A 23,092-nucleotide genomic window follows, 5' to 3' on the forward strand; every position below is an offset into this window, starting at 1 on the left:
GTCGAGCAGGGCGAGTTTCCCCGAGCGGTGCGGGATGCGGGGCCGGTCCTCCTTCAGGAACTGCGCGGGATGGTTGCAGATCTGCTTCAGCGAGGTGAGCAGCCTGACCACCAGGCCGCGCCGCTCCATGCCGTCCGCCGCCGCGATCGCGTCGAGGGTCTCGCGGACCACCGCCTCGTAGAGCGAGACCTGCTCCGGGGTGAGGGAGACCGGGTGGTCCGTCTCGGTCTTCGGCGGGAGCTCGGGGACGATGCCGGGGTCGGACTTCCTGCGGCGCAGCAGGAACGGCCGGACCAGCGCGGCCAGACGGGCCGCCGCCCGCGGATCGCGGCCGGATTCCGCGGCGTCGGCGTAGCGGGCACGGAAGGCGCCGAGCGGCCCGAGCAGGCCCGGAGTGGTCCAGTCGAGCACGGCCCACAGCTCGGTCAGGTTGTTCTCGACCGGGGTGCCCGTCAGCGCGATCCGGGCCGGGGCCGGGACGGCGCGCAGCGCCCGGGCGGTGCTCGACCGCGGGTTCTTGATGTGCTGCGCCTCGTCCGCGACGACCATGCCCCAGTCGGTGGCGGCGAGGGCGGGCACGTCCAGGCGCACGGTGCCGTACGTGGTGAGTACGACGGCTCCGGCGGGCAGCCCGGCCAGGTCGCGGCCGGGGCCGTGGAACCGCCGTACGGGGGTGCCCGGCGCGAACTTCCCGATCTCCCGCTGCCAGTTGCCGAGCAGCGAGGCGGGGCAGACGACGAGGGTGGGCCGCGCCGTCGCCGGGTCCTGCTGCCGGTGCAGGTGGAGGGCGATCAGGGTGACGGTCTTGCCCAGGCCCATGTCGTCGGCGAGACAGCCGCCGAGGCCGAGCGAGGTCATCCGGTCCAGCCAGGCCAGGCCGCGCAGCTGGTAGTCGCGCAGGGTGGCGGCGAGCGCGGCGGGCTGGACGAACGGCCGGGCTCCCGTCGCGGGTCCGGCCGGCTCCGGGCCCGCGGTGAGTACGGCCCGGAGCCGCTCCAGCGCGCCGGTCGCCGTGACCCCGATCCGCCGGCCGTCCACCTCCGCCGACCCGGTGAGTACGGCGGCCAGCGCGTCGGCGGCGGTGACCTTGTGATCCTGCCGGGCGCGCGCCCGGCGGGCCTCGGCGGGGTCGACCAGGACCCACCGGTCGCGGAGCCGCACCAGGGGGCGGGCGGCCTCGGCGAGGCGGTCGAGTTCGGCCGGGGTCAGGTCGGCTTCGGGGCCGGGGCGGGCGCCCGCCCCGGCGGTGTCGCCCTTCCCGCCTGTGTCCCCCGTCCCGCCCGTGTCGTCTGTGTCGCCAGTCCCGCCCGCGCCGCCAGTCCCGCCCGCGCCGCCTGTCCCGCCCGCGCCGCCTGTCCCGCCCGCGCCGCCTGTCCCGCCCGTGTCCTCCGTAACGTCATCGGCTGTCGGGCCGGCCTGGCCGCCCAGGGTGTGCCGCCAGTCGAAGGAGAGCAGGGCACCGGGGGAGAGCAGCCCCGGTTCCCCCGGTTGCCCGGGTGAGGACCCGGAGGAGCGGGCGCTGCCGCCGATCACGGCCCGCGGGGTCAGGCCCAGGGCCAGGTCGCGCGGCCAGTGCACCCGTACGCCGTCGGCGGCCAGCGCCCGGCCGGGTTCGCCGAGCAGCTCGACCACCTCTTCGTCGGCCAGGTCGACGGCGTGCGGCACGGCGGCCGTGAGCAGCGGTGTCAGCGGCGGCCACAGGCGGGCGGCCCGGCGCAGCGCGAGCAGCGCGTCCATCCGGGCGCGCGGGGTGAATCCGGCTGCTCCGGGCCCGGTCCCGGCCCACACCGCGGCGGCGCCGGCGACCAGCGCCGGGTCGGCCACGCCGTGCAGCTGGAGCACGGCGCGGAATCCCGGGGCCCCGGGTGCGCCGGGCCGGTCGGTCAGTTCCACGCGCAGGGAGATCCGTACGCCGGCGTCGTGGCCAGCGGCGACCTCGGCGGCCCAGTTCCGCAGGGCGGGATACCGGGCCGGCTCCTCGGCGGCGAAGGCGGGTCCGCCCGCGGCGGTAGGTGCGGCGGGGGTGCGGGGGAGGACGTCGGCCACGGCGTCCAGGAAGCGGCGCAGCAGGGCTTCGGGGTCGGGCAGCCGCAGGGGTTCCCCGTCCACCGGTACGCAGTGCGCGGCCGGCGGCATCGCGGCGGCCAGGGCGCGCACCCGGTCGAGGTCGGCCGCGTCGAGCGGGCCGATCCGCCAGGCGTCGTGGCCGTCGGCGGTCAGGCCGGGCAGCAGCAGGCCGCGGGCGGCGAGCTGGAGTGCCAGGAGGGCGGCGGCACCCCAGAAGGCGGCCGCGGGGGAGGGCGAGGGGGTGCCGTCCGGGCCGGTTGCCCGCGCGGTGGCCGGCGCGGGACCGGGGGCGTGCGCCCCCGCCGGGTGCGGTCCGTCACCACACCGGACCCGGGCCCGGACCAGCACCGGCAGCGCGTCGCGGAGGGGCAGCACCAGGGCGGTGACCGGGACCGGCCGGAGACCGGGGCCCACCACGACCAGCAGCTCGGGCGAACCGGCCCCGCCGGGGAGGGACAGCGGCCCGTCCTCCGGAGGCCCGTCCTCTGTCTGCAGGAAGGCCACCCGACCGGTCCGTCCGGGGTCGGCGGGCAGGAAGACGGCGGGGCGGCGGACAAGGTCGTCGATCTTGGGGAGCACGCATTCCTCAAATTTGACTACCGGAGACTGGGCGGCCGAGGGTACTCCACGATCGGGCCCCGCGGGCGGGCCCCGACTGTGACCCGAGTCACTTTCCGAAGCCGGGAACGACGGACCCGCCGGGTACGTTGGAGGAAGTGCCGTCCGGCGCTGCGGGACGGCGACGGGCGCCGCAGGACGGTCCAGGAGGAGGTGCCGAGGCATGTCGACGAGCGGAAAGGTCGCCACCGCGGGTGTGGTGGCGGCGATCGTGTTGTTCTGGACGGTCGGGTTCTGGCCGGGTCTGCTGGTGCTCATCGGAGTTCCCGCGGCCGCCTACCTGTTGCTGGACTCCTCGCAACGGCGTCGGCTCAGGCACGTCACGCGCAAGCAGATAGGCCGCTGAGCGCGGCCTCGGACAGGCCGTCGGCGGCGGCCTCGGACGGGCCGCCAGGGGCGGCCGGGGGAAGGGCATGGGCATGGCGATCGTGGCTGCGGTCAGCAGCAACGCGGAGTACTCCTTCAGCAAGCCCAACCGGGACAGCATCACGCTGCTCGCCGGACTGGGGGTGGCGGGCGACGTGCACGCCGGGGTCACGGTCAAACACCGCTCCCGGGTGGCCGTGGACCCGACGCAGCCCAACCTCCGCCAGGTCCACCTGATCCACCGGGAGCTCTTCGACGAGGTGGCGCGGGCGGGCTTCGAGGTCAGTGCGGGCCGGCTCGGGGAGAACGTGACCACGGAGGGCATCGACCTGCACGCCCTGCCCCGGGGAGCCGTGCTGCGGCTGGGTGACGAGGCGGAGGTCGAGATCACCGGTCTGCGCAACCCCTGCCTGCAGATCGACCACTTCCAGGACGGACTGCTCAAGCAGGTGGTCGGCCGGGACGCCGACGGCGCCATCGTGCGGAAGGCCGGGATCATGGGCGTCGTCCGGCGGGGCGGCACCGTCCGCCCGGGCGACACCATCACGGTCACCCTGCCCGCCGAGCCGCACGAGCCGCTCGAACGGGTCTGACCCGGGCCGGTCTGACCTGGGCAGGTCTGACCCGGGCCGGTCTGACCTGGGCAGGTCTGACCCGGGCCGGCCCCGGCCACCCGGAGTCCGTGGCTCCGGGAGCCGCCGCCGGCCGGGTCGTCGGGCTACACCGTCCCCGGCGGCAGGTCAGTAGTACTCGCGCATCAGGACCGTGGCCCAGTCCGGCTGCCGGAGCGGGCCGCGCGGCCCGAACTCGGCCAGGTACGGCTTGAGGTCCAGCACCGGAGTGCCGTCCACTGCGTCCAGCCCCTCCACGTGGACGTCCAGCCCGTCCACCTCCAGCAGCTGGCAGCGTGACACCCCCAGCCGGTTCGGCCGGTTCTTGCCGCGCTGCGCGAAGATCCCGACCAGCGGCCAGTCCGGGTTGCCCCGGGGGTGCCGGGCGCCCGTCTCGATCCGCTCCACCGGCACCCGGTCGAAGTGGAAGACGACCTCCAGGTGGGAGAAGTCCTCCAGTCCGTACAGCGACTCCGGCCCGAACCGGGAGGCGTCCAGCCGGATCACCGCCCGCTCGGGACCCCACTCGTCGTCCCGGACCTCCGCCCGGCCGCCCACCACCGTGCCGACCGGCTCGATCTCCACCCGCATGCGTTCCCCCTCGACGCCGTTCCGTTCTGTTCTGTTCCGTTCCGTTCCGGTTTTCCGCCCGTTCGTTCAGGACGGCCGTACGGCCACCCGGTCCAGGCCCTCCAGCAGCCCGGGCAGTTCCGCGTCGCGGGGCACCGGAATGACCCCGCTCGGTTCCTCGTCCAGCAGCACGAAGGCGATGTCGTCGGTCCGGGCCACCAGCGACCAGCCGGGCCCGTCCGCCCGGAGCATCCGGGCCTCGCCGGCCGCGAAGGAGGACCGCACCCGTCCGGGCGGCGGCGGGCTCTCGGCGTAGCCGCGCGCCTCGGTCAGGGCCCGGTCCAGCCCCTTGTGCGCCACCCGGTTCTCCCCGCCGGACTGGAACCTCTCCCGCCAGTCCGCCCACTGCAGCGCGATCTGGTCCGCGCCCATCCGCCGCTGCGCCGGACCCCACACCTCCGCGGACGGTGGGGCCAGCGGCACCCGCCCGGTGCCGTCCGCGCCCTGCTCCGGGTCGTGCGGGTCCGGCAGCCCCGGCGCCGCCACCGCCAGGTCCAGCGGCCAGCCGGCCAGCGAGACCACGATGGTGCGCTCGTCGGGGGACAGGTCGTACTCCATCCCGCAGTCCCAGGAGGCGATGGCCGTCGCCACCAGCGACACGTCGTCGACGACCACGGTCCACCGGGCGCCGTCCTCGTCCTGGCCGAGCACCAGCCCGTACCCGTCCACCACCGGCGCGACCCCGAGCAGTGCGCACGCCTGCGGGTAGTCGTCGCCCAGGATGCTCGGGAACTGCGCCGGGGTCAGCAACACGGCGGTCAGTACGTACAGCGACCCGCCACCGGTGTCCTCGGCCTCCGCCGGCACCGCAGACTCCTCCGACACATCGCCTCCCGGTCGCTCTCTCGTCGGCGCACCCTAACTACTCGGTAACCCGCGCGTCGAGAGCCCGCGGGCGGCGATTTCCAAGGCCGCTACCTGCACGTAGAGTTGGACCTCCGCCACAGAAAGGCAGACCCCGGTGCAGCGTTACGACCGGCTGAAGGAGATCCTCCGCCTGGATGCCGACCAGGATTTCCTCGCCATCTACCGGATGACCGCCACCTACGAGTTCCCCTGGGACTTCACCCGGGCCCTGGAGCTCGCCCTCTACCGCACCTACGCGGTCCCCGGCATCGGCCGCCTGCTCGCCGAGACCGCCGAGTTCACCGACCGGCCGCAGCGCCGCTACGACGACACCGCGCTGCTGCTCGACGCGGTGGTGGAGCACGGCTTCGAGAGCGACACCGGGCGCACCGCGATCCGCCGCATCAACCAGATGCACCGCAGCTACGACATCAGCAACGAGGACATGCGCTACGTCCTGTGCACCTTTGTCGTGATTCCCAAGCGCTGGCTGGACGAGTACGGTTGGCGCCCGCTGACCGCCCACGAGCGGCGGGCCTCCGCGAACTACTACACCGCGCTCGGCCGCCACATGGGCATCACGGACATTCCGGGCTCCTACGAGGAGTTCGAAGCCACCCTGGACGCCTACGAGAAGGAGCACTTCGGCTGGGACGAGGGCGGCCGCGCCGTGGCCGACGCCACCCTCGACCTGATGGCCTCCTGGTACCCGGCCCCGCTCGCCCCGCTGCTGCGCACCGCGAGCCTGGCCCTGCTCGACGAACCGCTGCTGCACGCCTTCCGGTACGAGCAGCCGGGTCCGGCGGTCCGGAAGCTGGTCCGCGGCGCCCTGAAGCTGCGCGGCCGGGCCGTCCGGCTGCTGCCGCCGCGCAGCGCCCCGCACTACGCCCGCCAGAATCCGGAGATCAAGAGCTACGCGAGCGGCTACGACGTCGGTGAGCTGGGCACCCACCCGGTGCCGGGCCGGGGAGGCTGCCCGGTCCCGCACCAGCGCCGAGCCACGGGCGCCGACGCACAGCCGCCCGCCGGGGGCTGAACCCCCGCGTACGGCCCCGGCCGCGTGTCAGAGAGCCCTACGGCCTGCCTCGCGCGTCAGGACGACCGTACGGCCAGCGCGAGGAAGCGGGCGTCCTCGTCGGCGTACGAGGTCATCCGCCATCCCGAACCGGCCAGCAGCGGGCCGAGGTTCCGTTCGGCCCTCAGGTCCTCGGGGGACGGCTCACGGCCGTGCCGGGCCGCCAGGGCCGCTCGCCCGATCGGGTGAAAAAGGGCGAGCCGGCCGCCGGGCCGCACCACCCGGGCCAGCTCGCGCAGGTTCTCCGCCGGATCGGGCAGGTGCGCGATCAGGCCCGCCGCGAACACCGCGTCCAGGCAACCGTCGCGCAGTGGCAGCCGCGCCACGTCGGCGCGCAGCAGCACCCCTTCCGCGTCCCGCCCGGCACGGGCCGCCTCGGCCAGCATCTCGGGGGTCAGGTCCGCCCCGATGACCGTCCCGGACGGACCGACGGCGGCCCGCAGCGCGGGCAGGGCGCGCCCGGTGCCGCAGCCGGCGTCCAGCACCCGGTCCCCGGACCGCAGCCCGAACTCGGCGACGGCGGTGGCGAAGGCCGGCCCGTCGCCGGGGAACTTCGCGTCCCAGCCGGCGGCGCGCACGCCGAAGAACTCCTGCACGTGTGTGTGGTCCTCGCTCATGCGCACATGATCCCGCACCGTTCCGGGCCGTTGCGCGCCGTTGCGCGCCGTCCCGCGCCCGAGACGCCGGCCGCGCGGTCCGCTGTGCGCGGACCGTGCTCAGAGTGACACCCGGCACGGTCCGAGGTGAACGTATCTCTGTCATATTCCGGCAGTTCCAGCAGCTTTTGAAATGCTCCCCTTGTTCGTGCCGTCACCCGGACTAGCGTCCCCGGGTCATGGGACACCTGGACCACGCCGCCTACGGCTGGCTGACCCCCGTTCTCTCCTATGCGATGGCCTCGCTCGGCGCGGCCCTCGGGCTCCGCTGCACCGTCCGCGCGCTCGCCGCCACCGGACGTTCCCGCCGCAACTGGCTGCTCACCGCGGCCTCCGCCATCGGCACCGGCATCTGGACCATGCACTTCGTGGCGATGCTCGGTTTCAGCGTCACCGGCACCGAGATCCACTACAACGTGCCGCTGACCGTCCTCAGCCTGCTCGTGGCCGTGGCCGTGGTGGGCGCCGGGGTCTTCGCCGTCGGCTACGGGCAGGGCCGCAGCCGCGCCCTCGTCCTGGGCGGCCTCACCACCGGCCTCGGCGTCGCCAGCATGCACTACCTCGGCATGGCCGCCCTGCGCCTGCACGGCAGCATCGGCTACGACCCGGTCACCGTCGGCCTCTCCGTCGCCATCGCGGTCGTCGCCGCCACCGCCGCCCTGTGGGCCGCCCTCAACATCAAGTCCCCGGCGGCCGTCGCCGTCGCCTCCCTGGTCATGGGAGCCGCCGTCAGCAGCATGCACTACACCGGCATGGCGGCCGTCTCCGTCACCGTCGCCCCCTCCGACACGGCCCTTCCCGGCGCCACCGCCATGCAGTTCATCTTCCCCCTCGCGGTCGGCCTCGGTTCCTACCTCTTCCTCACCTCCGCCTTCGTCGCGCTCTCCCCGACCGCCGGCGAACGCGCCGCGTCCGCCCACGCCCGGAGCCTGGGCGGGCAGGCGCCCGCCCACTGACACCGTCCCCTCCCGTCGGCGCAGCCCCCTCGCGTCGGCGCCTCCCCTCTCCCTCCCGCTGACACCGGCCGCCGCCGCAACCGGCACCGCGACCGACGCCACCACCGGGCCCACCGACACCACGACCGGACCGACCGGAACGAGGAGCCCATGCGCAGACCCCGCAGGACACCGGACGCGGAACGGGCGTCCCGGCTGCCCGCGCCCCCGGCGCGCGGGCGCCGGGCCCACGCCGGGCCGCCCGCCGACGAGCAGTCGGCCGGGCGGTACCGGGCCGGCTCGTACCAGGCCGGGGCGTACGAGGAGGGGGAACGGCCCTCGGGCGGCCTCCCGCCGACGGGCCGCCCGGCCGGCCGCGGCGCCGTCGCGCGGCTGCGACTGCGGCTGCGCACCGGGACGGTCCGCGCGAAGATCATCGCGCTGCTGATGGTGCCCGTCCTGTCCCTCCTCGCCCTCTGGGCCTTCGCCACCGTCAACACCGCCCAGGACATCGCCCGGCTGAGCCGCGTCCAGCGAGTGGACGAGCAGATCAGCACCCCGCTCGCCCGGGCCGTCACCGAACTCCAGGCCGAGCGCCGCACGGCCGTCCGCTTCCTCGCCGAGGCCGGAGCGGGCACCGGCGGCGGAAACGGCGGCGGGCAGAGCGGCGCCGACAGCACAGGCGCCGGCAGCACAGGCACCGGCAGCACCGACCCCGCCCGGGCCGCCGACCTCGAACAGCAGGGCCGCCGCACCGAGACCGCTGTCCGAGCGCTCCGCCTCGGCGACCGCCACACCGTCGCCGACTCCGGCGACCACCCGGCGGACACGGCCCGGCGGCTGCGCTCCTTCGTCGAGGCCGCCGAGGCCCTCGGCCCCGCCCGCGCCGACATCGCCGCCCGCAGGACCACCCCGGACGCGGCCTACACGGGGTACACCGAGGTCATCGACCTGGCCCTGAGCGCCGACGGAGCGGCCACCGCCCTCCCGGACGCCGGGCACGGCGCCGACGCCCGCGTCCTGCTCGAATTCACCCGCGCCGCCGAGTTCCTGGCCCGCGAGGACGCCCTGCTCGCCGTCCCCGGCCAGCGCAGCGCCGAAACCCTGCGCCGGTTCGCCGGTACGGTGGAGGCCCGCCGCACCCTCACCGCTGCCGCGGCCCGCGACCTCCCCGCCGCGCAGGCCGCCGCATGGCAGGCCGTCCTGGGAGGCTCCGCGCACGCCGGCCTCACCGCCGCCGAGGACCGGGTGTTCGCCGCCGGCACCGGCCGCGAGGCCCACGGCGCCCCCGCCGGCTGGGAGACCGCCCACGCCGAAGTCGCCGCGGCGATGCGGGACATCGGCACCGCCGCCCGGCACGGTGCCGCCGACCGCGCCGACCCCTTCGCCCAGGGCGTCCTCAGCCCCGCCGGTGCCGCCGTCCTGCTCGGCCTCGCCGCCGTCGCCGCCTCGCTGTTCATCTCCGTCCGGATCGGCCGCGCCCTGGTCGTCGAACTGGTCTCGCTGCGCAACGGCGCCCTGGAGATCGCCCACCGCAAACTCCCGCACGCCATGGACCGCCTGCGGGCCGGCCAGGACATCGACGTCCTCGCCGAAGCCCCGCCCGGCACCCCCGCCGATGACGAGATCGCGCAGGTCAGCGAGGCCCTGTCCACCGTCCACCGGGCCGCGCTCAGTGCCGCCGTGGAACGTGCCGAACTCGCCGACGGGATCTCCGGAGTCTTCGTCAACCTCGCCCGCCGAAGCCAGGTCCTCGTCCACCGCCAGCTCTCCCTGCTCGACTCCATGGAACGCCGCGCCGACGACCCCGGGGAACTCGGCGACCTGTTCCGCCTCGACCACCTCACTACCCGTATGCGCCGCCACGCCGAGAGCCTGATCATCCTGTCCGGCGCCGCCCCCGGCCGCGCCTGGCGGACACCCGTCCCGCTCACCAACGTCGTCCGCGCCGCCGTCTCCGAGATCGAGGACTATCCGCGGGTCGAGGTCGGCCGGCTCGCCGAGGCAGCGGTGACCGGCGCCGCCGTCGCCGACCTCACCCATCTGATGGCCGAACTCATCGAGAACGCCACCCAGTTCTCCCCGCCCCACACCAAGGTCCGGGTCACCGGCGAACCCGTCGGCACCGGATACGTCCTGGAGGTCGAGGACCGCGGCCTCGGCATGGGCCGCGAGACCCTCGCCCGGGCCAACCGCCGCATCGAGCAGTCCGAGGCCCTCGACCTGTTCGACAGCGACCGGCTCGGACTCTTCGTGGTCAGCCGGCTCGCCGCCCGCCACGGGGTCAAGGTGCACCTGCGCACCTCGCCGTACGGCGGGACGACCGCCGTGGTGCTGCTGCCCAGCGCCCTGCTGCAGAGCGCGATACCCGCGGGTCCGGCCGGCCGCCCGCAGGAGGCCGCGTCCCCCGCCCCGGCGCCGGTTCCGGTCCCCGAGCCGGAGCCGGAGCCGGCCCGTGCCCCCGGGCGCGGCTCCGGTGGGTCCGTACGCCGGGCCGACCCGCGCCCGCGCCCCGTCCCGACTCCGGCCCGCGTCCCCACTCCAGCCCCCGTATCCACTCCGGCCCCCGTACCCCGGACGGTACGGCCCGCGCCGGTGGCCGCCCTCCGGTTGCGCGGACCCGCCGCCGTCCCGGACACCCCCCGTACCCCCGCCGGCCCTGGCACTCCCCCCGCACCCGGGGCGAAGGCCGTCCTCGCGGAGGTGACCGAACTGCCGCGGCGGGTCCGGCAGGCCAGTCTCGTGCCGCAGCTCCGCCAAGCCCCCTCCGAGACCGCCGCGGGTCAGGGCTCCGCGGGCCCTCGTACTCCGCAACACCCGCCCGGCCGCAGCCCCGAGGAGGCCCGGGACCGGATGACGGCCTATCGCGCCGGCTGGGTCCGGGGCACGGAAGACGCCACACACGCCGCACGGGCAGATCAGGCAGGCCCGGTGAGCCCGGCCCGCCCGGCCGGCTCCGCAGGCAGCAGCGAAGGAGGACAGCGATGATCGACCAGAACAGATTCGACCAGAACAGATTCGACCGGAGCGGATTCGACCAGAACGGATACGGATTCGACCAGCACGGATTCGGCCCCGGCGACGACGAAGCCCGCCGCACGGGCGAACTGGACTGGCTGCTGGACGACCTGGTGCACCGGGTGCGCGAGGTCCGGCACGCCGTCGTGCTCTCCACCGACGGGCTCGCCGTCGGGTCCTCCAGTGCTCTCAGCCGCGAGGACGCCGAGCACCTGGCGGCCGTGGCCTCCGGCTTCCACAGCCTCGCCAAGGGCGCGGGACGGCACTTCCACGCCGGGGGCGTACGCCAGACCATGGTGGAGATGGACGACGGGTTCCTGTTCGTCGCGGCCGCCGGGGACGGTTCCTGCCTGGCCGTGCTCAGTTCCGCCGCCGCCGACATCGGCCTGATCGCCTACGAGATGGCCCGGCTGGTCAAGCGGGTCGGCGAGCACCTGTACACCCCGCCGCGGTCCGCGGCGCGTCCCCCGGCCGCGGGCTGAGGGCGGCCCGGCGGATGAACGGTCTGTGGTACGACGCCGAGGCGGGCCCGCTCGTCCGTCCGTACGCGATGACCGGCGGGCGTACCCGGCCGGGACCCCACGGGGTGCGCTTCGACCTGATCGCCCTGGTCGCCGTGGAACCCGGCGGCACGGACGCCGACGAAGCGCTCCTGGGGCCCGAACACCGGGCCCTGCTCGGCCTGTGCCGGGCCGAAACCCAGTCGGTCGCGGAGCTCGCCGCCGACGCCGACCTGCCCGTCGGCGTGGTGCGCGTCCTCCTGGGCGATCTGCTGGAGTCCGGACACGTCCGGGTCAGCCGCCCCGTACCGCCGGCCCAGCTGCCGGACGAGCGGATTCTGCGGGAAGTCATCGAGGGATTGCGAGCGTTGTGATGGGACTGGACGAGGGGCGGCTCGGCGGGGGCGACACCGAACTGGCCTCGCTCGCGCTGAAGATCCTGGTGGCGGGAGGCTTCGGGGTCGGCAAGACGACCATGGTCGGAGCGGTCAGCGAGATCCGCCCGCTGCGCACCGAGGAACTGCTGAGCGAGGCGGGCGAACGGATCGACGACACGGGCGGGGTGGACCAGAAGACCACCACGACCGTGGCCATGGACTTCGGGCGGATCACCATCCGGTCGGGCCTCTCCCTGTACCTGTTCGGCACCCCGGGCCAGGACCGGTTCTGGTTCCTGTGGGACGAGCTGTCGCAGGGAGCGCTCGGCGCCGTGGTGCTTGCCGACACCCGCCGCCTGGAGGACTGCTTCCCGGCGGTGGACTACTTCGAGCACCGGCGCATCCCGTTCGTGGTGGCCGTCAACTGCTTCGCGGGAGCGCGGACGTACGGGGCGCACGAGGTGTCCCGGGCCCTGGACCTGGAGGGCGGGACTCCGGTGGTCCTGTGCGACGCGCGGGACAAGGACTCGGGCAAGGAGGTGCTGATCCGCCTGGTCGAGTACGCCGGGCGCGTGCACACCGCCCGGCTGCTGGACTCGGTGGAGGCCCAGACCGACCCCGCGTGAGTGCGCACGCCGGGGGTGTCCCCGGCCGCGAAGGCGCAACCGACCCGGGTGCGCCCCGTCCGCGCGGCCCGCCCGGGTCGGGGTCCTCCAGCCACGGCCACGGGATGCGGTGCACCGCGGGATCGGCGAGGCCCACCGACGGCTCGCAGCCCGGCGAGGCGCCCGGCGCGCTCGCCACGACCAGCTCCCGCGCCCCGCCCGTGGCGAGCGCGAGGTGCGTGCGGCCCGGTCCGGCCAGGCCCGACGCCTGGGAGTCACCGGCCGAGACGGCGCACGCCACGACGGCGGAGGACGAGGGACAGCCGAGCGGCACGGTCACCGTGGTTCCGGGCGAGCGATACGGGCTCGGGCATGCTCTTGCCGACGAGGACGGTCCTCACCGCGTCGAAGGTCATGTCGAGGGTCGGGTACTTCGGTCCCTGTGACACCGCGCGCCCCTGGCGGACAGGGCCGGAGGGCCGACGGCGGTCGGCCGGGTCCCGAGGACCGGGTCTAGTCGGCGATCCCCGACTCCGCGACCACCTTCTCGATGGTGACCCGGACCAGCAGTTCACCGGGGACCGCGTTGCGGCTGCCGTACGCTTCCGCCTTCTCCTCGCCCATGTACCGGGCGGCGATACGGGTGGCCCAGTGCAGCAACTCGTCCTCGTTCCCGTCGTGGCCGAGGACCTCGGCGCGGCCCTGCAGCACGACGTAGGAGAACGGCGGACAGCCGTCGTCCACGCACAGGGCGACCCGGCCGTCGCGGACCAGGTTGCGGCCCTTGACGGTGTCTTTCCCGGTGGTGAAGAGGAACGTGTCGCCGTCGAGCACGAACCAGACGGGGGCGGTGTGCGGGCTGCCGTCGGCCCGCACCGTCGCCAGTTTGCCGGTCCTGGTGGAGTGCGAGACGAATGCCCGCCATTCCTCTTCGGTCATCTTCTTCGTCATGGGGACATCCTCCTTGCCGGAAAGCCGCTGGTGGGGAAGGCTGGCGAAACGACGACACGGGGCGCGACCGGCCGCGTGCACGGGGAGGGGCTCGAATGGCACTGGACAAGCAGCTCGACTGGCTGTTGGACGATCTGACGCGCAGGGTTCCGCGGGTCCGGCACGCGGTGGTGCTCTCCAACGACGGCCTGGTCACCGGCGCGAGCGCCGGACTGGCCCGGGAGGACGCGGAACACCTGGCGGCGGTGGCCGCCGGACTGCAGAGCCTGGCGAAGGGATCGGGACGGCACTTCCGGGCCGGCGAGGTCCGGCAGACGATGGTGGAGTACGACGAGGGCGTGCTGTTCGTGATGGGCGCGGGCGCCGGCAGCTGCCTGTGCGTGCTCAGCGGCGCCGAGGCCGACATCGGGCAGGTGGCGTACGAGATGACCCTGCTGGTGAACCGGGTCGGAGAGCACCTGGGTGTCGCGGAGCGGCGGATCACCGGGGGCTGACCGGTCCGGCGTACCGGCCGGTCACGGGAGCGGCCGGTGAGGACACCGGTCGGCGATGGCACCGGTCGGGGGACGGCACAGGTCGGCGACGGCACCGGGCGGGGCCGGTGCCCCGCCCCCGGCCGGGCACGTGCCGGCGGGGGACCGGCGGCGACCGGCGCAGAGCGCCGACAGGGTCGGTGGTGGGGTTCAGCGGCGGAGTTCCGCGACCACCAGGGCCCCGCACCCGGGGAAGGTCAGCCGCTCCAGCGGCGCCCGGTACGGCCAGTCCTCGGCGCGGTGGAAGGACACATCGCTCGGGATGGGGGCGGTCCGCAGGTCGACCGCGTGCGTCCCGGCGGGCAGCCCGGCGGCGGCCGCCCGCAGCGGATCCGGCTCGCCCGCCCACTCCCCGACCGGCACCGGACGGGGCCACGCCTCGCCCGTGTTCGGGAACATCCAGCCCCCGCCGATCCGCCAGTCCCCGTTCGTCCGCCGCCGTTCCGCGGCCTCCCGCGCCAGCCGCGCGTACGTCAGCAGCAGGTCCTCCAGGGACTCGCCGATCAGCGTGAGGTCCGGGAACTCGCGCAGCGTGTCCGGATCGGCCATCACGGACACCGCGCAGCCCCACGCGCCGGTCTCCGGGTCCAGGCGGATCTGCGCGAGCGCACGGTACGGGCCGTACCTGACCACGGCCACCGGCCAGTAGGTGCCGTCACCGCCCAGCATCCGGTGCACCTCCGGGTCGACGGTGAAGTCCACCGCTCCGGGGCGCAGCCGGAGTTCGGGGAGCCCGTTGACGCGGACCGAGCCGATCTCGCGCAGCACCGCGCGCACGCCGGGCGGAACCGGCACGGGCCAGGTGTCCAGCTCGGCCTCCGGGCAGCCCCCGCCCAGCGAGACGTCCTCGGGCAGTTCGGCGGCCAGGGCGCGCAGTTCGGCCACCGCCCGGGCGGCGGCATCGGCGGGCACGGTGTGCCGGCGAACCGGGCGGCCCAGGAAGTCCCCGCTCACCTCGCTGCGCAGCAGCAGGGCCTGCCCGCCGCCGACGATCGCGGTGTGGGTCTCGCTGGAGCCGGTGTCCGCCGTGTTGAACTCCGTCGAGTAGTACGGCTCCCAGACGACCCGGCAGGGATAGCCCGGCAGCGCCCGCAGGTCCACCACGTCGGTCAGCGAGTCACCGCGGCCGACCAGTTCGGCCAGGACCGGGTCGCTGCCCTCGGCCGCGGCGACACTGGGCACGGCGTGAACGGTGTGAACGGCCGTCTGGCCGGTGGTCCCGTCGGCCGGGGAGCCGGCGGCGAGCCCGGCCAGCCACTCGGTGAAGGAAGGGGCCAGCACGGTGAGCTGCCCGTCCTCCCCGGTGGCGGCGGCGACCACCGGACCCCAGTCGGTGCGGCCCCCGCCGTCGACGCCCACGATCAGCGGGGCCTCCGCCTCGTTCAGGTAGCCGAGTTCCCACGTGCCCTGGCGGAAGGGACTGGTCCGGTGGGTCCGGCGGGGCCCGAACGCGTACCGCTCCCCACCGGCCTCGATACCGCCGGTCTCCCGCAGGATCCGGCGGACCGCCATCGGCAGGTCCAGCGGCCAGCCGTCCAGTTCGTCCGCGCCGAAACCGTCCAGCAGGCGTACCGCGCCGTTCTCCCGCAGTGCGCGCAGGACCTCGTCCGCCCGTGACTGTGCCTGTTCCGACGCCTGTTCCGATGCCTGGTCCGTCGCCTGGTCCGTCGCCTCGCCGTTCACTGCCGTCCCGCTCCCGTTCCCGTGTGCCTGCCGTTCGCCACGAGACCGAGCCTACTGACGTCGGCGCGTCAGGGTGAACTGTCCCGGGCGATCCGCATGCCGTCGGGCAGAGGTGGGAATAGCCCGGGTACTCGTGTCCACAGAGTGAGCAATCCTGGGGGAAATCATGACGGGTGACCGTCACGACGCGGCCGGCCCGGCTCGCCGCATCCGGCGCGAGAAGATGACGGCTTGGTGGGGCCGCAATGCGCTGTGGGTCGCCATAGGCGGCTTTTTGCTGATGGTGGCGGTGTTCTTCCTGATTGCGCTCACCACCGAACCCGGCGGTGGCAGGCCGTGCCCGCCCGCCAATGTCTGTGGTTTCGTCCGTTGAGCTTGCCGAACCGGCCAGGCGAACCCGACCAGCTTGCTCGGCCCCTCCGTGACCTCGTGTCCCGGCCCAACGAGCACGCGCCTCCCCGTACCGGGCGGGACACCGCTCCGACTGGCTCAAGTACCGCGTGAAGCAGGTTCGAGCGGCTACTGACTTGGCTTGTCAGGGTGACGTTGGGGTGTCGAGGGTCAGGCCGGTGCCGGCTATGAAGCCGTCGAGGGTGTCGGGTCGGTACTGCAGGCGTTTGAGCCGGTTGCGTACGAGGGCCTCGAGTCGGTCGAGGGCCATGACCGCGAGGTTGGCCAGGCTGCGTTTGACGTGTGCCCAGACCCACTCCACGGGGTTGAGGTTGGGCGAGTAGGCGGGCAGCAGGAACACCTTCAGCCAGGCGCGCTCGGCGATCAACTCGCGCATGGCGTGGGAGACGTGGGTGTTCAGACGGTCCCAGACCAGCACGATCGGCGCCTGTACGAGCTGGTGGACGCCGTCGATCAGTGCGATGAAGTCGCGCTCGCCCATGCTGCGGCGTGTGCCTTTGCCCGCAGGGTGGGTGCGCAGGCGGTGGCACAGCCGGGTGCGTGAGCAGGGCCGCATGGCGATGAGCCCGGCCACCGACAGGCGTCCCGAGCGGCGGCCGCTGACCGTCACGACCGGGGTGCGGCCACGCCGACCCCAGGTGCGTCCTTTCGGCGGACGGCGGGTGAAGCCTGCCTCGTCCTTGAAGCAGATGTAACCTCCGCAGGCCGCCCGCGCTCTTTTACCTCCGTCCAGGTCGCCTCCTTCCACACCGTCACAGCCTCCTCGTTGCGCTCGGCCACCCGCCGAGCGGGGACCTGCGGGCTGAAGCCGAGCCGGTGCATCAGCCTCGTCGCCCCGGAGACGCTGTAGGAGACGTGGAACTTCCGGCCGATCAGCGTGGCCACCCGCGCCGCGGTCCACACCTGGTCCTCCACCCAACCGTGCACGGCCGGACCCTGCTCCAGATAGGTAGCAAGTTACTCCAGACACCGCGGGGACAGACGGCACCGCGACCCGCCCGGCCCGCGGGAGGCCAGAGCCCGCACACCATCGTCCCGCCACAACTCATGCCAGTAGTAAGCCGATTTCCGGCTCACCCGCAGGCGCCGTGCCACTTCCGACGGCTTGATCCCCTGCTCGAACAGCTCAGCCGCCTGCATCCGCACCGACTCCCGGCGCAGCCGACCCTCAGCTGTCAGCCCGCCCCCATCCGCATACCTCACACACCATCAGATACAGCCACCACACCACGCCCATCAGGGACTTCGGGACAGTTCACCCTGACGCGCCGAAGTCAGTAACGGCGTCAGATCACGGTGCCGCGCGTGGAGAGGAGTCCGGCGAACCGGGCGGGGTCGATGTTGCCGCCGCTGACGAGGACGCCGACGCGCAGCCCGCCCAGGTCGTGCAGCTCCCGCAGGGCCGCGGCGTGGGTGCGGAGGGCGGCCAGACCCAGACAGCCGGTGGGCTCGACGACCAGCTTCATGTAGGTGGCGAACGTCCGCATGGCCTCGACGAGTCCGGCGTCGGTGGCGGTGACCGCGGTGACCGTCGCGGGGCCGGCCGCGCGCAGGATCCGGAAGTTCAGTTCGCCGATGTGGGTGGTCTGGGCGCCGTCGGCGAGGGTCTGCGGGGTCTCGATGCGCACGATCCGGCCCTCGGCCAGGGACCGCCGGCCGTCGTCACCCGCCTCCGGCTCCACCCCGTACAGGCGGCAGTCCGGGGAGAGCGCGCCGGCCGCGAGGACGGACCCGGCCAGCAGGCCGCCGCCGCCGAACGGTACGAACAGCGCGTCGAGCGGGCCGGTCTCCTCGAACAGTTCCTTCGCCGCGGTGCCCTGACCGGCGATGACGTCCGGATGGTCGTACGGCGGGACCAGGGTGAGGCCGTAGCGCTCCACCAGGGCCTGGCCGATCTCCTCGCGGTCCTCCGCGTACCGGTCGTATGTGACCACCTGGCCGCCGTAGCCCTTGGTGGCGGCCACCTTCACCGCCGGGGCGTCGTGGGGCATGACGATGGTCGCCGGGATGTCCAGCAGCCGGGCACTCAGCGCGACGGCCTGGGCGTGGTTGCCGGAGGAGTACGCGACCACGCCCGCGCGGCGCTGGCCGGGGGTGAACCGGGACAGCGCGTGGTAGGCGCCGCGGAACTTGAAGGCGCCCATCCGCTGGAGGTTCTCGCACTTGAAGACGGCCTGGACGCCGAGCTGTTCGTCGATCAGCCGGGAGTGCAGGACGGGGGTGCGGTGGGCCCGGCCGGCGATGCGCGCGGCCGCCGCGGCGACGTCCTCGTAGCTGGGCGGTGAGGTCGGCATGGAGCGCAGCATAGGCGGCGCCTCCGGGTTGTCCACAGGGCTCGCGGGGTGTCGTGGCACGGGGTTACGGTCTTCACTCAGAGTGATCGACCGGGTGGTTTCGGTGAGGGAGGACTTCATGAAGGCAGAGCAGGCCGGCGGGCAGGTCATGGGAGCCGTTGTCGGACGGAACGTGGGATGCGGTGTGGGAGAGAGTGGCGAACAGGGCGTGGGGCGGAGTGTGGGACAGGGCGTGGGGCGGAGCGTGGGCCGGGCCGTCCGGCGGGCGCACCCGATGGTGGGCGGTGAACGGGCTGCGGCGGAACTGGGGCTCCGGAGGGCGGAGTTCGCCCGGGCCGTGCAGCTGGGGATCGTCCGGGCCGGGGCTTCCGGGCCCGGCGGGGCGACCCGGTTCGCCCGCGCGGAGCTCGACCGGATCAGGTCCGACGAGGGGTTCCCGCACGCACTCCGGGGCCGGGTGGAGACCCTCGGTGCCGCGGGCGCGGCCGGGCTGCTGGGGGTGAGCGCCGCCCGGTTCACCCGGCTCGCCCGGTGTGGCCATGTCACTCCGGTCGGGTACCGGATCAACCGCTACCGGGCCGTCGTATGGCTCTATCTCGCCGAGGAACTCAAGGAGTTCGCCGACCTCAGGCCCGATCTGCTGCGGGGCGGAGCCCTCGCGGAGGACCGGGAGCGGATCGTGAGCGGGGAGGACCAGCGGCCCCGCCGCTGGCGCGGCCGGCACGTGGGGCTGTTGCTGAGGCGGACCGCCGACCCCTGGGAGCGGGCGGCCGTCCTCGCCTCGGTGCTGCCCGAGGGAGAGGTGGCCGATGCCGTTCCCGATCCGGCGGAACGCACCCGGCTGGCCGGGCTGGCACCGCCCGCGCCCTACGGGCACCCGCAGGCGCAGACCGCCGCGGCCGTCGCCCTCCGGCTGCTCCGGGCGGAGCAGCCGGAGGAGGTCCTCTGGTACCGGACCAGTCTGGACTTCGCCCTGACGGGGGCGAGGGCTCAGTCGAAGACGACGGGGGAGAGCGGGCCGACGTAGACCCAGGCACCGTCCTCCCGGGTGAAGCTGCTGTTCTCCTGCAGCGAGCCGGCGTGCCGGCCCTCCCGGTAGTGCGCCCGGAACTCCACGGCGCCCTCCGTCTCGAACATCCCGCCGCGCTCGGTGCCCAGGATCTCCAGCCGCTCCCAGCGCTGCGCCGGATCCAGCTCCAGCCCGTCCGGGCGGGTCGAGGAGTGCCAGGACCGCAGCAGGTAGGCGGTGTCGCCGACGGCGAACGCACTGAAGCGGGAACGCATCAGCAGCTCGGCGGTGGGTGCCTGCTGCGCGCCGGAGTGGAAGCGGCCGCAGCATTCCGGGTAGGCGGCGGGCAGTCCGCAGGGGCAGGGACGAGGGGACGGCGTGGGCACGGGAGCGATCAGCCCTTCAGGGAGGCGTACGGACGGAACAGGCCCTCCTGGACCACGGAGACGAGGAGCCGGCCCTCGGTGTCGTAGATCCGGCCGCGGGCCAGGCCGCGGCCGCCGTGGGCGATGGGGGACTCCTGGTCGTAGAGGAACCACTCGTCCGCCCGGAAGGGCCGGTGGAACCACATGGCGTGGTCGAGGCTGGCCATGTCGAACCCGCGCACGCCCCACAGGGGTTCCACGGGGATGCGCACGGCGTCGAGGAGGGTCATGTCACTGGCGTAGGTGAGGGCACAGGTGTGCACCAGCTGGTCGTCGCCCAGCGGGCCGACCGCGCGCATCCACACCGCGCTGCGCGGATCGGCGTCCTTGATCTCCTCGGGCGTCCAGCGCAGCCGGTCCACGTAGCGGATGTCGAAGGGCTGGCGGCGCGCCATCCGCTCCAGCGCCTCGGGCAGCTCGCCCAGGTGCTCGCGGATCTCGTCCACGACCTTGGGCAGCGTGTCCGGGTGCGGGAAGTCCAGCCGGGGAGGCAGCTGGTGCTCGATGCTGCCCTGCTCCGGCTGGTGGAAGGAGGCGGTGAGGTTGAAGATCGTACGGCCCTGCTGGACCGCGGTGACCCGGCGCGTGGTGAAGGAACGCCCGTCGCGCACCCGCTCCACCTGGTACACGATCGGCACCCCGGGGATGCCGGGGCGGAGGAAGTACGCGTGCAGGGAGTGCACGGGGCGGTCGCCCGAGGTGGTCCGACCGGCCGCGACCAGGGCCTGGCCGGCCACCTGCCCGCCGAAGACACGTTGCAAGGACTCCTGCGGGCTGCGGCCGCGGAAGATGTTGACCTCGATCTGCTCCAGGTCGAGCAGGTCGACGAGTCTTTCGGCGGGGTTCGTCATCAGAGGTTCTCCACTGCTGTCGGTGCCGTCAGGAACGCGGGGCGGCGGCGCCGCCGGGTCAGAGCTGCCCGACCGAGGTCACCCGGACGACCGCCCGGCCCTCCTCGTCGGAGGCCGCCAGGTCGACCTCGGCGCTGATGCCCCAGTCATGGTCGCCGTTGGGGTCGGCGAAGGTCTGGCGGACGCGCCACAGGCCGTGCTCCGGGTCCTCCTCGATCATCAGCAGCTTCGGGCCGCGGGCGTCAGGGCCGGTGCCCAGGTCCTCGTACTCGTCCCAGTAGGCGTCCATCGCCTCGCCCCAGGCGTCCGCGTCCCAGCCGGACTCGCCGTCGAGCTCGCCCAGCTCCTCGACGTGGTCGAGGGCGGCCAGCTCCACCCGGCGGAACATCGCGTTGCGGACCAGTACCCGGAACGCGCGCGCGTTGGAGGTGACCGGCTTGACCTGGTCGGCCTTCTCCTGGGCCTGCTCGGCCGTCTCCACCTCGGGGTTGGCCAGCTGCTCCCACTCGTCCAGCAGGCTGGAGTCGACCTGGCGCACCATCTCGCCCAGCCATTCGATCAGGTCCACCAGGTCCTCGGACTTCAGGTCGTCCGGGATGGTGTGGTCCAGCGCCTTGTACGCGCTGGCCAGGTAGCGCAGCACGATGCCCTCGGTACGGGCCAGCTCGTAGAAAGAGGTGAACTCGGTGAAGGACAGCGCCCGCTCGTACATGTCACGGATGATCGACTTCGGCGAGACCGGGTGGTCGCCGACCCACGGGTGGCTCTTGCGGTACACGTTGTAGGCGTGCAGCAGGAGCTCTTCCAGCGGCTTGGGATAGGTGACGTCCTGCAGCCGCTCCATCCGCTCCTCGTACTCGACCCCGTCCGCCTTCATCGCGTTCACGGCCTCGCCCCGGGCCTTGTTCTGCTGGGCGGCGAGGATCTGGCGCGGGTCGTCGAGGGTGGACTCCACCACCGAGACCATGTCCAGCGCGTAGGAGGGGGACTCGGGGTCCAGCAGGTCGAAGGAGGCCAGTGCGAAGGTGGACAGCGGCTGGTTCAGCGCGAAGTCCTGCTGCAGGTCGACGGTGAGCCGGATGGTGCGGCCCTCCGCGTCCGGGGTGTCCAGCTGTTCCACCACGCCGCCGTCCAGCAGGGAGCGGTAGATGGCGATGGCGCGGCGGATGTGCCGCAGCTGGTTCTTGCGCGGCTCGTGGTTATCCTCCAGCAGCCGGCGCATCGCCTCGAAGGCGTTGCCGGGCCGGGCGATCACCGAGAGCAGCATGATGTTGCTGACCTTGAAGCGGGAGGTGAGCGGCTCGGGGTCGGCGGCGATGAGCTTCTCGAAGGTGCCGTCGGTCCAGCCGACGAAGCCCTCGGGGGCCTTCTTGCGGACCACCTTCCGGCGCTTCTTCGGGTCGTCGCCCGCCTTCGCCAGGGCCTTCTCGTTCTCGATCACGTGCTCCGGCGCCTGCGCCACCACGTAGCCCGCGGTGTCGAAGCCGGCCCGGCCGGCCCGGCCGGCGATCTGGTGGAACTCGCGTGCCCGCAGGGTGCGGACCCGGTTGCCGTCGTACTTGGTCAGCGCGGTGAACAGCACCGTGCGGATGGGGACGTTCACGCCGACGCCGAGGGTGTCGGTGCCGCAGATCACCTTCAGCAGACCGGCCTGGGCCAGCTTCTCCACGAGCCGCCGGTACTTCGGGAGCATGCCGGCGTGGTGCACGCCGATGCCGTGCCGGACGTAGCGGGAGAGGTTCTTGCCGAACTTGGTGGTGAACCGGAAGTTGCCGATGAGCTCGGCGATCTGGTCCTTCTCCTCGCGGGAGCACATGTTGATGCTCATCAGCGACTGGGCCCGCTCCACCGCCTGCGCCTGGGTGAAGTGGACGATGTAGACGGGAGCCTGCCTGGTCTGCAGCAGCTCGGTGAGGGTGTCGGTGATCGGGGTCGTGACGTACTCGTACGACAGCGGGACCGGGCGGGTCGCGGAGCGGACCACGGAGGTGGGCCGGCCGGTGCGCCGGGTCAGGTCCTCCTCGAACCGGGACACGTCACCGAGGGTCGCCGACATCAGGACGAACTGCGCCTGCGGCAGCTCCAGCAGCGGGATCTGCCAGGCCCAGCCGCGGTCCGGCTCGGCATAGAAGTGGAATTCGTCCATCACGACCTGGCCGATGTCGGCGTCCTTACCGTCGCGCAGGGCGATGGAGGCCAGCACCTCGGCGGTGCAGCAGATCACCGGGGCGTCCGCGTTCACCGAGGCGTCGCCGGTGAGCATGCCGACGTTCTCCGTGCCGAACAGCTTGCACAGGTCGAAGAACTTCTCCGACACCAGCGCCTTGATCGGGGCGGTGTAGAAGGTGACCTTGTCCTGGGCCAGCGCGGTGAAGTGGGCCCCCGCCGCCACCAGGCTCTTCCCGGAGCCGGTCGGGGTGGACAGGATCACGTTCGCCCCGGAGACCACCTCGATCAGCGCTTCCTCCTGCGCCGGGTACAGGGCGATGCCCTGGCCCTCCGCCCACGAGGAGAAGGCTTCGAAGAGGGCGTCGGGGTCGGCGGTCGGCGGCAGCTGATCAATGAGGGTCACGCCCCCATCTTGCCTGGCTTCCGCCCGGATCAGGGAACCGGCCGGGAATCGAAGATCGA

The 23,092-nt window shown here is 73.6% G+C and carries 22 protein-coding genes and 1 pseudogene; 11 read left to right on the forward strand and 12 right to left on the reverse strand.

The window, feature by feature from the left end:
- On the reverse strand, window positions 1–2,646 hold a 2,646-nt coding region (locus tag AC067U_RS28465; protein WP_478832648.1), incomplete at its 3' end, for a DEAD/DEAH box helicase.
- 202 nt (window positions 2,647–2,848) lie between these two features.
- On the opposite strand from AC067U_RS28465, the gene AC067U_RS28470 reads away from it, so the two are divergent.
- Window positions 2,849–3,031, forward strand: coding sequence for a hypothetical protein (locus AC067U_RS28470; RefSeq protein WP_478832649.1), 183 nt, complete (start codon window positions 2,849–2,851; stop codon window positions 3,029–3,031).
- A 67-nt stretch (window positions 3,032–3,098) separates the two neighbouring features.
- Entirely contained in the window at window positions 3,099–3,644 is a 546-nt protein-coding gene (locus tag AC067U_RS28475; RefSeq protein ID WP_478832650.1) for an MOSC domain-containing protein, read from the forward strand.
- A 147-nt stretch (window positions 3,645–3,791) separates the two neighbouring features.
- On the opposite strand, the gene AC067U_RS28480 is transcribed toward AC067U_RS28475, so the two are convergent.
- Entirely contained in the window at window positions 3,792–4,253 is a 462-nt protein-coding gene (locus tag AC067U_RS28480) for an SAM-dependent methyltransferase (RefSeq protein ID WP_478832651.1), read from the reverse strand.
- Between the two features lie 66 nt (window positions 4,254–4,319).
- Complete coding sequence (locus AC067U_RS28485) at window positions 4,320–5,117, reverse strand: hypothetical protein (RefSeq protein WP_478832652.1); 798 nt, start codon at window positions 5,115–5,117, stop codon at window positions 4,320–4,322.
- A gap of 136 nt (window positions 5,118–5,253) precedes the next feature.
- Here AC067U_RS28485 and AC067U_RS28490 point away from each other — a divergent pair, with 136 nt between their 5' ends.
- The gene (locus AC067U_RS28490) at window positions 5,254–6,174 is read left to right on the forward strand and encodes an oxygenase MpaB family protein (protein WP_478832653.1); all 921 of its coding nucleotides are present in this window, start codon (window positions 5,254–5,256) and stop codon (window positions 6,172–6,174) included.
- Window positions 6,175–6,230: 56 nt separating this feature from the next.
- Here the strand turns inward: AC067U_RS28490 and AC067U_RS28495 are convergent, their stop codons facing one another.
- The gene (locus tag AC067U_RS28495) at window positions 6,231–6,830 is read right to left on the reverse strand and encodes a class I SAM-dependent methyltransferase (RefSeq protein ID WP_478832654.1); all 600 of its coding nucleotides are present in this window, start codon (window positions 6,828–6,830) and stop codon (window positions 6,231–6,233) included.
- 218 nt (window positions 6,831–7,048) lie between these two features.
- On the opposite strand from AC067U_RS28495, the gene AC067U_RS28500 reads away from it, so the two are divergent.
- The 5 genes from AC067U_RS28500 to AC067U_RS28520 all read left to right on the forward strand — a co-directional run bounded on the left by AC067U_RS28500 (window position 7,049) and on the right by AC067U_RS28520 (window position 12,325).
- A complete protein-coding gene (locus tag AC067U_RS28500) occupies window positions 7,049–7,825 on the forward strand; it encodes an MHYT domain-containing protein (protein WP_478832655.1) in 777 nt (258 codons plus the stop codon).
- Window positions 7,826–7,975: 150 nt separating this feature from the next.
- Window positions 7,976–10,792 carry a sensor histidine kinase gene (locus AC067U_RS28505; protein WP_478832656.1) on the forward strand — a complete coding sequence of 939 codons (2,817 nt, stop codon included), beginning with the start codon at window positions 7,976–7,978 and terminating at the stop codon, window positions 10,790–10,792.
- Window positions 10,789–11,304 carry a roadblock/LC7 domain-containing protein gene (locus AC067U_RS28510; protein ID WP_478832657.1) on the forward strand — a complete coding sequence of 172 codons (516 nt, stop codon included), beginning with the start codon at window positions 10,789–10,791 and terminating at the stop codon, window positions 11,302–11,304. The genes AC067U_RS28505 and AC067U_RS28510 overlap by 4 nt, the downstream gene beginning before the upstream one ends.
- A 14-nt stretch (window positions 11,305–11,318) precedes the next feature.
- A complete protein-coding gene (locus AC067U_RS28515; protein WP_478832658.1) occupies window positions 11,319–11,696 on the forward strand; it encodes a DUF742 domain-containing protein in 378 nt (125 codons plus the stop codon).
- Complete coding sequence (locus AC067U_RS28520; protein ID WP_478832659.1) at window positions 11,696–12,325, forward strand: GTP-binding protein; 630 nt, start codon at window positions 11,696–11,698, stop codon at window positions 12,323–12,325. Before AC067U_RS28515 ends, AC067U_RS28520 begins: the two co-directional genes overlap by 1 nt.
- A 254-nt stretch (window positions 12,326–12,579) precedes the next feature.
- Here AC067U_RS28520 and AC067U_RS28525 read toward each other — a convergent pair whose 3' ends face one another.
- Window positions 12,580–12,753: a hypothetical protein gene (locus tag AC067U_RS28525; protein WP_478832660.1), complete on the reverse strand. Its 174-nt coding sequence runs from the start codon at window positions 12,751–12,753 to the stop codon at window positions 12,580–12,582.
- A 64-nt stretch (window positions 12,754–12,817) separates the two neighbouring features.
- Window positions 12,818–13,255, reverse strand: coding sequence for a PPOX class F420-dependent oxidoreductase (locus tag AC067U_RS28530; RefSeq protein ID WP_478832661.1), 438 nt, complete (start codon window positions 13,253–13,255; stop codon window positions 12,818–12,820).
- A 95-nt stretch (window positions 13,256–13,350) separates the two neighbouring features.
- Here AC067U_RS28530 and AC067U_RS28535 point away from each other — a divergent pair, with 95 nt between their 5' ends.
- Window positions 13,351–13,749, forward strand: a complete 399-nt coding sequence (locus tag AC067U_RS28535) for a roadblock/LC7 domain-containing protein (RefSeq protein WP_478832662.1) — start codon at window positions 13,351–13,353, stop codon at window positions 13,747–13,749.
- A gap of 189 nt (window positions 13,750–13,938) precedes the next feature.
- Here AC067U_RS28535 and AC067U_RS28540 read toward each other — a convergent pair whose 3' ends face one another.
- Entirely contained in the window at window positions 13,939–15,471 is a 1,533-nt protein-coding gene (locus tag AC067U_RS28540) for an SMI1/KNR4 family protein (RefSeq protein ID WP_478832663.1), read from the reverse strand.
- A 166-nt stretch (window positions 15,472–15,637) separates the two neighbouring features.
- Here AC067U_RS28540 and AC067U_RS28545 point away from each other — a divergent pair, with 166 nt between their 5' ends.
- Window positions 15,638–15,844 carry a hypothetical protein gene (locus AC067U_RS28545; RefSeq protein ID WP_478832664.1) on the forward strand — a complete coding sequence of 69 codons (207 nt, stop codon included), beginning with the start codon at window positions 15,638–15,640 and terminating at the stop codon, window positions 15,842–15,844.
- A gap of 162 nt (window positions 15,845–16,006) precedes the next feature.
- Here the strand turns inward: AC067U_RS28545 and AC067U_RS28550 are convergent.
- Both AC067U_RS28550 and AC067U_RS28555 read right to left on the reverse strand, forming a co-directional pair.
- A pseudogene (locus tag AC067U_RS28550) lies at window positions 16,007–17,085 on the reverse strand (IS630 family transposase).
- 83 nt (window positions 17,086–17,168) lie between these two features.
- Window positions 17,169–18,176 carry a threo-3-hydroxy-L-aspartate ammonia-lyase gene (locus AC067U_RS28555; RefSeq protein WP_478832665.1) on the reverse strand — a complete coding sequence of 336 codons (1,008 nt, stop codon included), beginning with the start codon at window positions 18,174–18,176 and terminating at the stop codon, window positions 17,169–17,171.
- 118 nt (window positions 18,177–18,294) lie between these two features.
- On the opposite strand from AC067U_RS28555, the gene AC067U_RS28560 reads away from it, so the two are divergent.
- Window positions 18,295–19,203, forward strand: coding sequence for a DUF6397 family protein (locus AC067U_RS28560; protein WP_478832666.1), 909 nt, complete (start codon window positions 18,295–18,297; stop codon window positions 19,201–19,203).
- On the opposite strand, the gene AC067U_RS28565 is transcribed toward AC067U_RS28560, so the two are convergent.
- From AC067U_RS28565 to AC067U_RS28575, 3 genes are read right to left on the reverse strand one after another with little or no spacing between them, the layout of a single operon-like run.
- On the reverse strand, window positions 19,167–19,571 hold the full coding sequence (locus AC067U_RS28565; protein WP_478832667.1) for a YchJ family protein: 405 nt from the start codon (window positions 19,569–19,571) through the stop codon (window positions 19,167–19,169). The two genes, AC067U_RS28560 and AC067U_RS28565, sit on opposite strands and share 37 nt — an antisense overlap.
- Window positions 19,572–19,579: 8 nt before the next feature.
- Window positions 19,580–20,461: an acyl-CoA thioesterase gene (locus AC067U_RS28570; protein WP_478832668.1), complete on the reverse strand. Its 882-nt coding sequence runs from the start codon at window positions 20,459–20,461 to the stop codon at window positions 19,580–19,582.
- A gap of 58 nt (window positions 20,462–20,519) precedes the next feature.
- On the reverse strand, window positions 20,520–23,033 hold the full coding sequence (locus AC067U_RS28575) for a DEAD/DEAH box helicase (RefSeq protein ID WP_478832669.1): 2,514 nt from the start codon (window positions 23,031–23,033) through the stop codon (window positions 20,520–20,522).
- Between the last annotated feature and the right edge of the window lie 59 nt (window positions 23,034–23,092).

The organism is Streptomyces sp. NPDC043853 (assembly GCF_056436025.1).